Below are 13,622 nucleotides of genomic sequence, written 5' to 3'. Positions count from 1 at the left end.
AACCACACCCCCCTCACTTTGCGCCCCCATGAAACTCCAAGCCGACCGCCCTGAAGGCGTCAATGTCATCAATGCCTACACCCGCCAGTCGGTGTCCATCAATGGCCAGGAGCACCTGAGCAGCGTGTTGGTGCCGCCCAGCGGCGCGCCGGTTTCCTGGCAGGCAAACAGTGTGGGGGAGCTGACCGAGGCGGATTTCGAGCAAATCCTGCAGATGGACCCCGAATTGGTGGTGCTGGGCAGCGGCCCCACCCTGAAATTCGCCTCGCCAGCCCTGATGAAGGCCCTGATGAGAAAGCGCATCGGGGTGGAGACCATGGACACCCCGGCGGCGTGCCGCACTTACAACATCCTGGTGGGCGAAGGGCGTCGCGTGGTCGCCGCCCTGCTGGTTCACCCCTGAAAACGCCCTTGAAAAGCGCATTGGGGGCCCAAATTTTGGGGAGATCCCCCCGCGCCTTGGGGGTCGACCCATAAGCACTTTATAATCTCGGGTTATTCACGCAGGCTGATCAATAGTAGAACATGACACCCGCCCTCAACAAACCTTTGCCAGAATTCGAAGCTGTCGCCACGGGTGGAGTCAAATTCACCCCCCAGGCCTTCGTCGGTCAAACCGTGGTGCTGTACTTCTATCCCAAGGATCACACCCCCGGTTGCACCACCGAAGCCATGCAATTCCGCGACAAGCACAAGGAATTCATCAAGGCTGGCGCCATCGTGTTTGGTGTCTCCCGGGACAACCTCGCTTCGCACGACAAGTTCAAGGAAAACCTTGAATTGCCCTACGAACTCATTGCCGACACTGAAGAAAAGCTTTGCCACATGTTTGGTGTGGTCAAGAACAAGATCATGTACGGCAAGAAGGTCAAGGGCATCGAGCGCAGCACCTTCCTGATCGATGCCAGCGGCATCCTTCGCGAAGAATGGCGCGGCATCAAGGTGGCCGACCACGTCGACGCCGTGCTCAAGGCCGTCAAGGACCTGAACAAAGAAGCGGCCTGATTCACAAAGCGTGACAAAGAGGCGTGTTGCACGCCTCCGACACGACCACGTGCCGGGCATGGAGTGTGCATAATCAAGCCATGCTTCTGAGCTTGTACCGACTCAGCCCCCTTTGTGAACCCCGAATGGCAAGCCCTGCTTGCCTGCAAGATCAGCGTGAGGCCGCACAGTGTTCTGTGCGGCCTTTTTGTTTGTGCCCACCCGAGGAACGGAAACACCATGCCCCTGCCCAAGCCGCCTGCCAAACGAGCTGACATGCTGAGCACTGACGACTACACGTCACAGCCCAAACCTGCCAAAACCAGTGCCCGCAGCAGCACTCGCGCCACCCCTGCCAAACCAGCCCGCGCGCCGGTGCTGGAACTGGTCGGCAAAGAGCCTTTGAACACGCCGGCTTTCCAGCAAACGGTCAATGACCTGAACCCGCCTGCCCGCACGGTGCCGACCATGCCCAAACGCACGGCCCCCGAGCCGGTCGTCGCCGAGAAGATCAGCGATGGCAGCCCTTCCTTCCCGATGCGAAGCACCCCGGCCTCCGCCTCCAACCCTTCGCTGAGCGGCACGCGCCGTCGCAAGGGCGCCGCCGGCCCCGCCAAGCTCTTCGTGCTGGACACCAACGTGCTGCTGCACGATCCGATGTCGCTGTTCCGCTTTGACGAGCACGATGTCTACCTGCCGATGATCACGCTCGAAGAGCTGGATGGGCACAAGAAGGGCATGACCGAAGTGGCGCGCAACGCCCGCCAGGTCAGCCGCGACCTGGACGCACTGGCCGCCGACATGGGCCGGGCCCAGTCCGATCCATCCGTCGGCATCGAGCTGTCCAAGACCGGCCACAAGGATGCGCGCGGCAAGCTGTACTTCCAGACCATGAACCTGGACGCGCAACTGCCCATCGGCCTGCCCCAAGGCAAGGCCGACAACCAGATCCTTGGTGTGGTGCAAGCCTTGCGCACGCAGCAGCCTGATCGCGATGTGGCGCTGGTGTCCAAGGACATCAACATGCGCATCAAGGCGCGCGCGCTGGGCTTGCCGGCCGAGGACTACTTCAACGACAAGACGCTGGAAGACGGCGACCTGCTGTACACCGGCGTGCTGCCCCTGCCCACCGATTTCTGGGAGCGCCACGCCAAGGGCATTGAAAGCTGGCAGCAAGGCGGCATCACCTTCTACCGCATCAGCGGCCCAATGGTGCCGGTGCTGTTGATCAACCAGTTCGTCTACCTGGAAACCCCCGGCGCCACCCCCTGGTACGGCAAGGTCACCGAGATCACGGGCAAATCGGCCGTGCTCAAAACGGTGAAGGACTTCAGCCACCAGAAGCACTCGATCTGGGGCGTGGCCGCGCGCAACCGCGAGCAGAACTTCGCGCTGAACCTGCTGATGGACCCCGAATGCGACTTCGTGACGCTGACGGGTTCGGCCGGCACCGGCAAGACCCTGATGACTCTGGCCGCCGCCCTGAGCCAGGTGTTGGACGACCGCCGCTACACCGAGATCATCGTGACCCGCGTGACGGTGCCGGTGGGCGAGGACATCGGCTTCCTGCCTGGCACGGAAGAAGAAAAGATGTCGCCCTGGATGGGCGCGCTGGACGACAACCTGGAAGTGCTGGCCAGAGGCGGCGACAACACCGCTGGCGAGTGGGGCCGGGCGGCCGCCAATGATCTGGTGCGCAGCAAGATCAAGATCAAGAGCATGAACTTCATGCGGGGCCGCACCTTCCTGAACAAGATCGTCATCATCGACGAGGCGCAAAACCTCACGCCCAAGCAGATGAAGACCTTGATCACGCGGGCGGGCCCCGGCACCAAGATTGTCTGCCTGGGCAACCTGGCGCAGATCGACACGCCCTACCTGACCGAAGGCAGTTCGGGCCTGACCTACGCCGTGGACAAGTTCAAGGGCTGGCCTCACAGTGGCCATGTCACCCTGGCACGCGGCGAGCGCTCGCGCCTGGCAGACTTTGCCTCCGAGGTGCTCTGAGACCCAGCTCCAATGGCTGAGTGATCCATGAAAAAAGGCCGGGCGGCAACGTCCGGCCTTTTGCTTTGCAGGCGTCAAAACTTGGGGGTATGCTTTTTCTGACATCAACCCGGGAGGCTTTCATGAGTTCCAACCTCACGCTGTTCGTGGACAGCCGATTCTTCAGCCCCTACGCCCTGTTTGCCTTCGTGGCATTGAGCGAGAAAAAGCTCTCGTTCGACATCGAGAAGATCGACCTCGTCAATAACGCCCACCACAGCAGCGGCTACCAGCAGCTGTCGCTCACAGGCCGTGTGCCAACCCTGCGCCATGGCGATTTTTCGGTGTCCGAATCGTCGGCCATCATCGAATACCTGGAGGATGCCTTCCCGGCGCCGCACCACCTGGCCGTGCTGCCAGCCTCCCTGCGAGACCGGGCCAGGGCGCGTCAGCTGCAGGCCTGGCTGCGCAGCGACCTGGCGCCGCTGCGCGAGGACCGCCCCACCACCGTCATCTTCCAGCAACCCAGTGCCCTGCCCTTGTCCCCATCGGGGCAGGCAGCCGCGCAGCAATTGATCGCCGCGGCCTCGTCGCTGGTCAATGAGAAAGCCGATGACCTGTTCGGGGCCTGGTCCATCGCGGACACCGAATTGGCCTTGATGCTGAACAGGCTGGTGGTCAACCAGGACCCGGTGCCCCCCAAACTCAAAGCCTATGTGGCAAGGCAGTGGCAACGCCCCTCGGTGCAGGCCTGGCTCCAGCAACAGGGGTGATGAGGGCGCCCCCTCCCCATGAACAAGGGGCTCCCACCCTGCAATAGTGCTCATTTCGCAGGTGCAACCCTGACAGAACCGCTGTAAAGGTATTTCAAAATGGAAAACATGGGGCCTCGGACAAGCAGAGGCCCTTGTTGACCAAGCCCTTGCCTTGAAATACCTGCCCGAATTCACCCTCGCCGATCTGCACAGCGCCCAGGCTCATTATCTGATTGCGTGGGCAGTACTCATCTCGGCCGTCGTGGTCTGTGTGACCGCCATGATCCGCTGCAACTCCCTGTGGTTGCACCGCTGGCTGAGCCTGGGCTGGCTGAGCGATTTCCTGTTCACCCAAGACCCCAAGCAAAAGACCATCGGGCTTCGCTATCTGGTGGGCGTGGTCAATTGCACGACAGGCTTGGTGGCCTTGAACTACGGGGTCAGCATCGGTGTGATCGACGCCGATGGCTGCCGACAACTGACCGCCGCGGCCGTGCTGGTCATGGCGGTGTTTTACGGCCTGCTGCGCACGGGGTGGAACCAGAAGCTGGCCAATCCGTCCATGTCAGAAGCGCAGATGGCCTCGGCCATTGCCTTTCTGGGTTGGGGCTACTTGATCGGTGGCCCGGGCGCCCCTGTCGCCTTGATGCTGCTGTTCATCATCCTGATGTTCGGCATGTTCACCGCCACCTCCCGCCAACTCATCCGCTCCAGCGTGCTGGCCGGGGTCGTGTTTGGTGCCGCCTTCATCATGACCGGGGTTCGCGAATCGGGCTCGCCCACACTTGTGCGGATGCAGATGGTGTATTTCGGCGTGTTGGTGATCATGCTGGTGAGCGTGTGCCTGCTGGTCAACGAAATGGCCCGCCTGCGCGCGCGCCTGACCCAACGCAAAACGGACCTGACCGCCGCGCTGGCACAAATCAAGGAACTGGCCATTCGCGATGAGCTGACCGGCTTGTTCAACCGGCGCCACATGGTGAGCGTGCTGAATGCCGAAGGGCAGCGCACCGACCGCAGCCAGGGGCGTTTTTGCCTTTGCCTGATCGATGTGGACCACTTCAAAGCCATCAATGACGAATGGGGCCATGGCACCGGCGACGAGGTGCTGCGCTCCCTGTCCAATGTGATCGCCGCGGGCTTGCGCGAAACCGACGTGGTGGCACGTTGGGGCGGCGAAGAGTTCCTGGTGCTGTTCACCGAAACCGATTGCGAAGACGCCACTGTGGTGATCGAGCGCATCAGGTTGATGCTGAGCGACACGATGGTGTGCCCGGCATTGCCGGACCTGCGGGTGACATTCTCGGCAGGATTGACCACCTACCAGGTGGACGAATCCATCGTGGCCACCATCGAACGGGCCGACCAGGCCCTGTACCAGGCCAAGGCCACCGGCCGCAACCGCACGGAGCGGCACACCTTCTGCGGCGGCGATTACCTGGCCTGAGGCCGGTCAGCCTTCGTCTTTTTCAAAGACCGCCATGCTTTCGACGTGCGCGGTGTGCGGGAACATGTTCACCGCCCCCGCAGACACGCAGCGGTAACCGCCCAGGTGCACCAGCAAGCCAGCATCTCGTGCCAGGGTGGCCGGGTTGCAACTGACGTAGACGATGCGCTTGGGCGCCACCCAGCCAGGCGCGAGGCTCGGATCCTGGTGCAGATCAGCCACCGCCTTGGCCAAGGCAAAAGCACCTTCGCGCGGCGGGTCGACCAGCCACTTGTCGGCGTGGCCATAGCTGGCCAGCTCGGCCGGCGTCAGCTCGAAAAGATTGCGGGCGACAAAGCTGGTGCGCTCGGCATGGCCGTTGAGCAGGGCGTTCTCGCGTGAGCGGGCCACCAGTTGCTCGCTGCCTTCGATGCCCAACACTTCACGCGCCTGCGTGGCCAAGGGCAAGGTGAAATTGCCCAGCCCGCAGAACCAGTCGATCACACGCTCATCAGGCTGCACCTGCAACAGGCGCAGCGCCCGGCCCACCAGCACCTGGTTGATGGCGTGGTTGACCTGGGTGAAATCGGTGGGCTTGAACGGCATCGTGACGCCGAACTCGGGCAGCGCGTAATCCAGGCCAGGCTGGCTGTCGTCCAGCGGCTTGACGGTCTCAGGCCCTTTGGATTGCAGCCACCAGGCGATCGGAAAACGCCCGCCATCGTGCGCACTTTGCGTGACGGCGAAGTCGCGCAACAGCTTGATGTCCTTGGGGCTCAAGGCTTCCAGGTGGCGCAGCACCAGGGCCGTGACATGCGAGCCCACGGCCACCTCGATCTGCGGCACGCGGTCGCAGTGGTCCATCGCACCGATCAGCTCGCGCAAGGGCAGTAACAAGCGGGACACGTGCGGTGGCAGGATCTCGCAGGATTTGATGTCGGCCACATAGCGCGACTTGCGCTCGTGGAAGCCCACCAGCACCGTGCCTTTCTTCACCACATGGCGCACGGACAGGCGTGCACGGTAGCGGTAGCCCCAGGCCGGGCCTTCAATGGGGCGAAGCAAGGTTTCAGGTTTGACCTTGCCCAGGTGCCAGAGGTTGTCCTCCAGCACGCGCTGCTTGACGGCCACTTGCGCGCCCGCGTGGAAGTGCTGCATCTTGCAGCCGCCGCACATGCCGAAGTGAACGCATTGGGGCACCACGCGCTGCGAGCTCTCGTGGCGCATGTCGGTCATCGACCCCTGCTCCCAATTGTTCTTGCGGCGCGAGACATTGGCCCGCACTTCTTCGCCCGGCAAGGCGCCTTCGATGAACACCACCTTGCCATCGGCGCGGTGGGCCACGCCCTGGGCTTCCAGGTCCAGGGATTCGACCTTCAGCCATTCATCAGAAGGGCGAAGGGACACTTGAGCTTCAGACATCAAACAGAACGATCAACGGGTGGGCAACTGACGCGCCGGGTCAACGGGCTTGCCTTGTTTGCGGATTTCAAAGTGCAGTTGCACGCGATCGGCATCGGTCGAGCCCATCTCGGCGATCTTCTGGCCCTTGCGCACCGCCTGGTCTTCCTTGACCAGCAAGGTCTGGTTGTGCGCATAGGCGGTCAGGTATTCGGCGTTGTGCTTGATGATGACCAGGTTGCCATAGCCACGCAGGCCGGAGCCGGCATAGACCACGCGGCCATCGGCCGAGGCGAACACCGGATCGCCGGCCTTGCCACCGATGACCAACCCTTTGCGCTTGCCTTCTTCAAAGCCACCCAGCAGGGGGCCATTGGCGGGCCACTGCCAATTGGGCTCATCCGCCTCACGGGGGTCTTTGGCGACCGGATCCTTGGGCGGCTCAGTGCTTGAGGCGGCCTGGCTGGCCGGGGCCGTGGCACCGGAAGCCGACGACGCACCAGGCTTGACACCCGAGGCGGCGGCCGACGCAGGCGCCTTCGGATCAATGGCCCGCGCCTGGATGTTGGGCGAGGCAATGGGTTTGGTGGACGACGCCCCGCTGGCGTTTGCATTGGCGCTGGCGGTCGCGTCGGGCGGCACCACGCGCAAGACTTGGCCCACTTCGATCAAATTGGGGTTGTCCAGGTTGTTCCAGGCGGCCAGATCGCGCCAATTTTGGCCCGTTTCCAGGCTGACCCGGATCAGGGTGTCGTTGGGTTTGACTGTGTAGTAACCCGGCTTGCCGGCGTTTTCGGCACCGGGCAGCACGCGGGCGGGCGCATTGCTGCCAGAAGCTGCATTGCCGTTGGATCGGCTGCGGTCTTCGACCGGCGCGCGCTGGTGGTGCGTGGCGCAACCCACCAGGGACAACACGACAGCAGCGCTGGCCAACAAGCGGTGATTAAAAATGATTTGCATGTGAGGAAGACTCAAAGCGGGCCGCGTGTCAGCCACGGGCAAGGCATCAGGTGATGCCGGATTTTAAGGGGACGAACAGAACCGCCCCGGAAGAAGTCTGCTGAAGCCGACCATCCAGGTGGCGATCGACCACGGTCAGCACTTGCCCTAGGCCTCGGCCGTCGTCCATGGGCGCCACCAGGCGGCCTCCTGGGGCCAACTGGTCCAGCCAGGCCTGCGGGAGGCTGCGCCCGCCTGCCGCCGCGATGATCGTGTCATAGGGCGCGGAGGGGGCATGGCCCAGCATGCCGTCACCATACACCAGTCTGACATCAGGAGAACCGGGCAATTGGCGCCGCACGGCGTCCAGGTTGTGGCGGGCCTTAAGGTGCAGATCGCGCAGTCGTTCGATGGAAATCACCTGGCGGGCCAGATCGGCCAGCAAAGCGGCCTGGTAGCCGCAACCTGTGCCGATTTCAAGGCACATGCCCAAGGGGCGCGTGGCATCCGCCCCCAGTCCGGGCCGGGCGCACAGCAAGGCGATCATGGCGCCCACCACCGAGGGTTTGGAGATGGTCTGGCCCAACCCGATGGGCAGACTGGTGTCTTCATAGGCCTGGTTGACCAGGGCCGTGTCGACGAACAGGTGGCGCGGCACGCGGGCAAAAGCCGCCAGCACACGCGGGTTCTGCAAGCCATCGGCTTTCAGGCGGTCCACCATGCGCATGCGCACATGGACCGAATCCAGGCCCAGGCCTTGAGGGGCCATGATGGCCTTGCGATCACGCTCGGCAGCCTGCAAAGGCGCCTGCGGCCGCAGCAACAGGTTGTCGCGGCTGGCCGCGGGGCGCCCGGAGCCCATCTGGTCCAGACGCAATGGGAACCGGCTGGCTTTGCGATCAGGCGCTTTGTTGCTCACTGCTGCTGGCCCACCCAGGTCTGCCATTGCGGCAGGGCGGCATGGTGCGTCATGTCCACCTGCAGAGGGGTGATCGACACGAAACCCTGCCGGGTGGCTTCAAAATCAGTGCCCTCGCCCACATCGCGGGCCTCGCCCGCCGGCCCGATCCAGTAGATGGGCTCGCCCCGGGGATTGGTCTGCGCAATGGCGGGGAAACTGGCGTGGCGGCGGCCCAGGCGCGTGGTGCGCCAAGGGGCGGACTCGGCCTTGGCATCGGCAGGAATGTTCACATTCAGCAGGAAATGGCCCTGGGCTGGTGGCTTGGCCAGCACGGCTTCCACCACACGGCGGGCCACGCGGGCGGCCACATCCAGGTGAGCCCAGCCCTTGTCGGTCAGTGAAAACGCGATGGACGGGATGCCGAACAGGTAGCCCTCAGTGGCCGCCGCGACGGTGCCCGAATACAGCGTGTCGTCGCCCATGTTGGCGCCGTTGTTGATGCCCGACAGGACCAGGTCGGGCTTGGCGATCAGGCCCGAGGTCAAGGCCAGGTGGACGCTGTCGGAAGGGGTGCCGGTGACAAAGCGAAAGCCGTTGGCAGCCGTGTGGACGGTCAGAGGCTGGTGCAAAGTCAGGGAATTGGAGGTGCCACTGGCGTTGCGCTCAGGGGCGAATACGTCAATGGTGCCCAGACCCTGGCAGGCATCGACCAGCGCCTGGAGGCCGGGGGCCAGGTAGCCGTCGTCGTTGGCGATCAATATGTGCATGTTGCCAATTGTAGGAGTGAGGACCACCCATCTCAGTGTTGGAACGATGCGATTTCGAATGACGGCATGTGAAGACATGCGGATAATCGAAGATTGTTCGCCCCGAGTGGTCTGGGGTGCAGATCAACCCCGGCTTGTCGCCTTTGGCAGCAAGCTTCGGGAGGGGCTCCATGGCTGTCAAGGTTCTGATTCTCGAAGACAACCCGGTCGCCCGGGGCTTTTTGTGCCGCGTGGTGCGCGAAAGCTTCAGCGACATCAGCAGCATCGCCGAGGCGGGTGATCTGGAAGCCGCCCGGCGCCTGCTGGGCCACAAGGCCGGCGGCCGCGCTGCCGCCTGTGACGACCCTTATCAATTGATCATGGTCGACCTGGAGTTGCCCGATGGCAGCGGACTGGAGCTGCTGACCGAGCTGGCCAATTACCCGGCCACCCGCATCGTGACCACGCTGTACTCCGACGACGAGCACTTGTTTCCTGCCTTGCAATGCGGTGCCGATGGCTACCTGCTGAAGGAAGACCGCTTCGAAGTCCTGGTGGAAGAGTTGCAAAAGATCGTGCGGGGGCAACCGCCCCTGTCACCGGCCATTGCCCGCCGCCTGCTGACGCATTTCCGCACGGGCGATGGCCTGCTGTCTGCCCATGCGCCGGCCGCCCCCGCCGCCGCGCCAGTGAGTGCCCCGGCCCCCTTGGCACCACTTGACCACGAAAGGCTGACGCCGCGCGAAAGCGAAGTGCTTACCTACCTCAGCAAGGGCTTCACCATCAAGGAAATTGCCGCCTTGATGGGCATCAAGTGGTTCACGGTGAATGACCACATCAAATCCATCTACAAAAAACTGAACGTGTCCAGCCGCGCCGAGGCGGCGGTGCTGGCCAGCAAGCAAGGCCTGGTCTGAGTGTCGCGCCATGTCGGCCATGGACACTTCGCCGCCGCGCACCGCGCCTGATCTGCTGATCGGGGACTCGGGCTACATCCCCACGCTGGACGAGGTGCTGCAAGGCTCGCACGACCTGCCGCGCTGGATTGGCTGGCGTCTGCGCATGCTGGTGGGCGCGGTGGTGATGGGCTTTGTGCTGGTGCTGCTGGTGGGCCAATGGCTGTCCAGCCAACCCCGGCTGCCCGTGAGCTTGCGGGCCACCGCGGAAGGCACGGTCCGCTTGCATTCGGTGGACAACCCGGCCATGCAGCGGCTGGAAGGGCACATCCTGGAAGGCTTGCGCAGCGAGGTGGTGCAGCCGCATGGCAGCACGCAGGTGCTGGAAACACCCATCGAGATGCTGGCCTTGCAACGGTCGGGGCGCTGGATCAGTGATGCCGAGCAACGCCAGCACTTCGTCGATCTGCACCTGGGCGTGGCGCGACTGCTCGCGGCCTTGCCGCCGGACAACAAGGTGATGCTCTTGCAGCTGGCCAACGCGCCAGACGAGCCCGTGCTGATCACCCCACGCGGCTGGTCAGGCTTGAGCCCCCTGTTCTGGCTGCTGTCGGCGCTGGCCCTGACGCTTTTCGCCGTGGGCGCGGTGGTGGTGCTGGCCGGACCACAACTGCGCAACCTGGCCTACTTCGCCCTCGCCTTGAGCCAGGCGGGGCAGTTGATGTTCATCGCGGTGGAGACCAACCTGGACCTGTTCCTGCCGGAATGGTTCATGACTCTGGACATGCGCGCCCGCGGTGGCCTGGACCTGATCACGGCGGCCGCCATGATCCAGGTGGCCGTGCTGCATCCCCGTCGTCTGAAAGGCTGGCCCTACTTCATGGCCCTGGGTTGGGCCGCCGCCGCGGGCCTGGGCCTGACGGCGATGACCCTGGACCACCCGAGCAGCTGGTTGTGGCTGCACACCGGTTGCGTGGTCATGATCGCGGCCGCGATCATGCTGATGGGAGCCGCTTACCGCGCCTCGCCACACCCATTCACGCTGGTCTTGCAGCGCTTTTCGATCATCACGCTGGCCACCTGGGTGTTGCTGAGCGTGGCCGTGGCCCGGGGTGGTGCGCGGCCCGACATGTTGCTCAACATCACCACCTTTGGCGTGATGACCTGGCACGTCTTCTTCGCCTCCGAATTGTTGCTAGCGCCCTACCTGTCGCGCTCCAAACAAATCTTGCAAGAGTTCTCGCTGCTGGCCGCCTCCAGCACCGTCGCGGCATCATTGGATTTGCTGTTCGTGGCGGTGTTTTCGCTGGGCCAGTTCACGTCGATGACCTTGTCGCTGTTCCTGTCCTTCGGGGTGTACATGTCGGTGCGGCGTTGGTTGATGACCCGGCTGCCCGGCCGCGATCCGATCACCATGGAGCGGCTGTTCGAGCGGCTGTACCGCATGGCGCGCGAGCTGGAGCGCCGGCCGGCCAAGACGGACGATTTGCTGGCCCGCCTGATGCGCGAGCTGTTCGACCCGCTGGAAGTCACCGTGGCGCGCGGCGAGGTGTTCGCGTCTGAATTGCGCGGCAATGGCTCGGTGATGCTGGTGCGGCTGCCCTCTTTGCGCCTCAACCGCGAAACGCCCTCGAAGCACGCCCTGGTGCTGAAGCATTCGAACAAGGGCCGGCGGCTGTTCACCTCGGAGGACGCCCGCCTGGCCGACCGGATCATTGACCAGCTGCACCGCGTGCTGAGCTTTGACCAGGCCGTGGAGCAAGGCCGCAGTGAAGAGCGCGTGCGCATTGCGCAAGACTTGCACGATGACATCGGCGCCCGCTTGCTGACCCTGATGTACCAGGCGCCCAATGCCCACATCGAGGAATACATCCGCCACACGCTGCAGGATTTGAAGACGCTGACGCGCGGGCTGGCCGCCCAAAGCCATGGCCTGAGTGAAGCGGCGGGCGAATGGAAACGCGATCTGCACCAACGCTTGGGCTTTGCGCAGTGCGAGCTGACCTGGCAGATGACACAGGACTGCGACGTAACGCTGTCGATGGGCCAATGGTCGGCGCTGACCCGCATCCTGCGCGAGTTGGTCAACAACACGATCAGCCACGCCAAAGCCTCGAAGGTGGTGGTGAACCTGGTGCTGGCCAACGATCACTTGTCACTGACCGTGACCGACAACGGCGTGGGCCGCGCGCCCGAGACCTGGTCCCATGGACTGGGACTGGGCGGTGTGCGCAAGCGCGTCAAGCAGTTGGGCGGCACGGTGCGCTGGAGCGAGGCCGAGCCCAAGGGCGTTTGTTGCGAAGTGGTGGTGGAAAACTTCTCGGCCACGGCGGGGCCCTCGGCAGACAGCGAGCTGTGAGCCAGCCAGGCCCATCAGCCCTTGTGCTCAGCCCGGCTTGCCATCCAGGCGCGGCCTGGTGAGCACCGGCCAGTAACGCACGGCATACAGGCCAAAGCCCAAGGACCACAGTGCGCCCGACAACAGCACGGCGTGGACCAACTGCTCAGGTAAAACCAAGGGAACGAAGACACGCACCACGGCGGCCAGCAGCACCAGCACGTAGCAACAGACCTCGGCGCGATCGGCTTTGAGCGGACGACCCGTGTGGCCGCGTGCCGTGCGCGTCATCATGCCCATGACAAGGCCGCCGATGGCGCCCACCGTGAGCGCATGGGTGGCCACCGATGGCTGCACCCACCCCGGCACGGCCAGGCCTCGCAGCAAGAGGTGCGCCGGTATCCACAGGTAGGCAAGGTGCAACACCCAGACGATCGGCGTGCGCCATGTTTTGGCGGGTTGCCATAGCGCCCAACGGGCCAGGTGAACCAGCGCGCCCAGGCCCAGGACGACGGTCAAAGCAGCGCCATGCCATTGCAGCCCATCGCACACGAACAAGGCCAATACCGAGCCCAGCGCGAGCTTCTCGACCAAAGGATGACGGGTCGCTTGGGCACCGGGCACACCGTTGTTGGTGAACATGGGCACAACGCGACCGGCCATCACGACCATGATGAAAAGAACCACGTCCAGCGCCAACTGGATGCCCACCCAGGCGGGCAATTGCACCACGCCCAGTTGGGCCAGGTGGAACATGCCCACGGCCACCGACATCAGCAACAAGAGGCCGATGAAGAAGTAGTTGCGGCGATTGCCCGCAGCGATGAAAGGGATGGCCAGCGCGATCGCTGAAGCCAGTGGGAACGCGACGTTGGCCACGGCCGCCGCCCAAGCGAAAGGAGTGAGCACCAGCACGCGGGCGGCCATCCACAACGCCGCGAGCGCGGCCAGCGAAAAGCCTGTGGGCGTGGGCCGGTTGCTCCAATTGCGGCCCGCGGTGAAGAGAAAACCCACCACCACCGCGAGCGTGAAACCAAACAGCATTTCGTGTGCATGCCACATGGGGCCCGACAGGTACGGCTTGCCCAACCAGCCAGCGAACTGCAAGGCCCACAAGGCGATCGACAGCGCGGCAAAGGCACTGGCCAAGAGGTAGAAAGGCCGAAAGCCGAGTTGCCACAAGGCAAAGCTCGGTGAGGCGGGCGCAGACCCGCGAGGTTGGGTCTTGGTGAAGCCCATCACAGAAAGGC

General features: G+C 63.9%; 12 protein-coding genes. 7 read left to right on the top strand and 5 right to left on the bottom strand.

All coding sequences use genetic code 11. The annotated features are described in order from the left end of the window. The first annotated feature begins 28 nt into the window (after positions 1 to 28). The 5 genes from LQ232_RS04950 to LQ232_RS04930 all read left to right on the top strand — a co-directional run bounded on the left by LQ232_RS04950 (position 29) and on the right by LQ232_RS04930 (position 5,172). A complete protein-coding gene (locus LQ232_RS04950) occupies positions 29 to 403 on the top strand; it encodes an Mth938-like domain-containing protein (RefSeq protein WP_230179253.1) in 375 nt (124 codons plus the stop codon). Positions 404 to 525: 122 nt separating this feature from the next. After that, positions 526 to 1,005 (top strand): peroxiredoxin, encoded by a 480-nt coding sequence (locus LQ232_RS04945; RefSeq protein ID WP_230179252.1) that lies wholly within the window; start codon positions 526 to 528, stop codon positions 1,003 to 1,005. 219 nt (positions 1,006 to 1,224) lie between these two features. Then, on the top strand, positions 1,225 to 2,991 hold the full coding sequence (locus LQ232_RS04940; RefSeq protein WP_230179251.1) for a PhoH family protein: 1,767 nt from the start codon (positions 1,225 to 1,227) through the stop codon (positions 2,989 to 2,991). Positions 2,992 to 3,113: 122 nt separating this feature from the next. Beyond that, a complete protein-coding gene (gene yfcF, locus LQ232_RS04935) occupies positions 3,114 to 3,743 on the top strand; it encodes a glutathione transferase (RefSeq protein WP_230179250.1) in 630 nt (209 codons plus the stop codon). A 154-nt stretch (positions 3,744 to 3,897) separates the two neighbouring features. Next, a complete protein-coding gene (locus LQ232_RS04930) occupies positions 3,898 to 5,172 on the top strand; it encodes a diguanylate cyclase (protein WP_230179249.1) in 1,275 nt (424 codons plus the stop codon). Positions 5,173 to 5,178: 6 nt separating this feature from the next. Here the strand turns inward: LQ232_RS04930 and rlmD are convergent, their stop codons facing one another. From rlmD to surE, 4 genes are read right to left on the bottom strand one after another with little or no spacing between them, the layout of a single operon-like run. Further along, a complete protein-coding gene (gene rlmD / locus LQ232_RS04925; protein ID WP_230179248.1) occupies positions 5,179 to 6,573 on the bottom strand; it encodes a 23S rRNA (uracil(1939)-C(5))-methyltransferase RlmD in 1,395 nt (464 codons plus the stop codon). Between the two features lie 12 nt (positions 6,574 to 6,585). After that, positions 6,586 to 7,512 (bottom strand): peptidoglycan DD-metalloendopeptidase family protein, encoded by a 927-nt coding sequence (locus tag LQ232_RS04920; RefSeq protein WP_230179247.1) that lies wholly within the window; start codon positions 7,510 to 7,512, stop codon positions 6,586 to 6,588. 46 nt (positions 7,513 to 7,558) lie between these two features. After that, positions 7,559 to 8,353 (bottom strand): protein-L-isoaspartate O-methyltransferase, encoded by a 795-nt coding sequence (gene pcm / locus LQ232_RS04915; RefSeq protein ID WP_230179734.1) that lies wholly within the window; start codon positions 8,351 to 8,353, stop codon positions 7,559 to 7,561. 53 nt (positions 8,354 to 8,406) lie between these two features. Then, positions 8,407 to 9,159 (bottom strand): 5'/3'-nucleotidase SurE, encoded by a 753-nt coding sequence (gene surE / locus LQ232_RS04910; protein WP_230179246.1) that lies wholly within the window; start codon positions 9,157 to 9,159, stop codon positions 8,407 to 8,409. A gap of 170 nt (positions 9,160 to 9,329) precedes the next feature. On the opposite strand from surE, the gene LQ232_RS04905 reads away from it, so the two are divergent. Then, a complete protein-coding gene (locus LQ232_RS04905) occupies positions 9,330 to 10,055 on the top strand; it encodes a response regulator transcription factor (protein WP_230179245.1) in 726 nt (241 codons plus the stop codon). 10 nt (positions 10,056 to 10,065) lie between these two features. Next, positions 10,066 to 12,393 (top strand): sensor histidine kinase, encoded by a 2,328-nt coding sequence (locus tag LQ232_RS04900; protein ID WP_230179244.1) that lies wholly within the window; start codon positions 10,066 to 10,068, stop codon positions 12,391 to 12,393. A gap of 27 nt (positions 12,394 to 12,420) precedes the next feature. On the opposite strand, the gene LQ232_RS04895 is transcribed toward LQ232_RS04900, so the two are convergent. Then, positions 12,421 to 13,611 carry an NnrS family protein gene (locus LQ232_RS04895; RefSeq protein WP_230179243.1) on the bottom strand — a complete coding sequence of 397 codons (1,191 nt, stop codon included), beginning with the start codon at positions 13,609 to 13,611 and terminating at the stop codon, positions 12,421 to 12,423. Positions 13,612 to 13,622 lie beyond the last annotated feature (11 nt).

Origin of the sequence: Aquabacterium sp. CECT 9606, assembly GCF_918741295.1 — a bacterium.
Lineage (GTDB): Bacteria > Pseudomonadota > Gammaproteobacteria > Burkholderiales > Burkholderiaceae_C > Aquabacterium.
Note: the sequence above shows the minus strand (reverse complement) of the source record. Positions and strands in the feature narration are given on the sequence as shown.

What these genes read in the sequence shown, in the direction of transcription:
- LQ232_RS04950 (WP_230179253.1), top strand. Translation starts at nt 29, where the DNA reads ATGAAACTCCAAGCCGACCGCCCTGAAGGCGTCAATGTCATCAATGCC.
- LQ232_RS04945 (WP_230179252.1), top strand. Translation starts at nt 526, where the DNA reads ATGACACCCGCCCTCAACAAACCTTTGCCAGAATTCGAAGCTGTCGCC.
- LQ232_RS04940 (WP_230179251.1), top strand. Translation starts at nt 1,225, where the DNA reads ATGCCCCTGCCCAAGCCGCCTGCCAAACGAGCTGACATGCTGAGCACT.
- yfcF (WP_230179250.1), top strand. Translation starts at nt 3,114, where the DNA reads ATGAGTTCCAACCTCACGCTGTTCGTGGACAGCCGATTCTTCAGCCCC.
- rlmD (WP_230179248.1), bottom strand. Translation starts at nt 6,573, where the DNA reads ATGTCTGAAGCTCAAGTGTCCCTTCGCCCTTCTGATGAATGGCTGAAG.
- LQ232_RS04920 (WP_230179247.1), bottom strand. Translation starts at nt 7,512, where the DNA reads ATGCAAATCATTTTTAATCACCGCTTGTTGGCCAGCGCTGCTGTCGTG.
- pcm (WP_230179734.1), bottom strand. Translation starts at nt 8,353, where the DNA reads ATGGGCTCCGGGCGCCCCGCGGCCAGCCGCGACAACCTGTTGCTGCGG.
- surE (WP_230179246.1), bottom strand. Translation starts at nt 9,159, where the DNA reads ATGCACATATTGATCGCCAACGACGACGGCTACCTGGCCCCCGGCCTC.
- LQ232_RS04905 (WP_230179245.1), top strand. Translation starts at nt 9,330, where the DNA reads ATGGCTGTCAAGGTTCTGATTCTCGAAGACAACCCGGTCGCCCGGGGC.
- LQ232_RS04900 (WP_230179244.1), top strand. Translation starts at nt 10,066, where the DNA reads ATGTCGGCCATGGACACTTCGCCGCCGCGCACCGCGCCTGATCTGCTG.
- LQ232_RS04895 (WP_230179243.1), bottom strand. Translation starts at nt 13,611, where the DNA reads ATGGGCTTCACCAAGACCCAACCTCGCGGGTCTGCGCCCGCCTCACCG.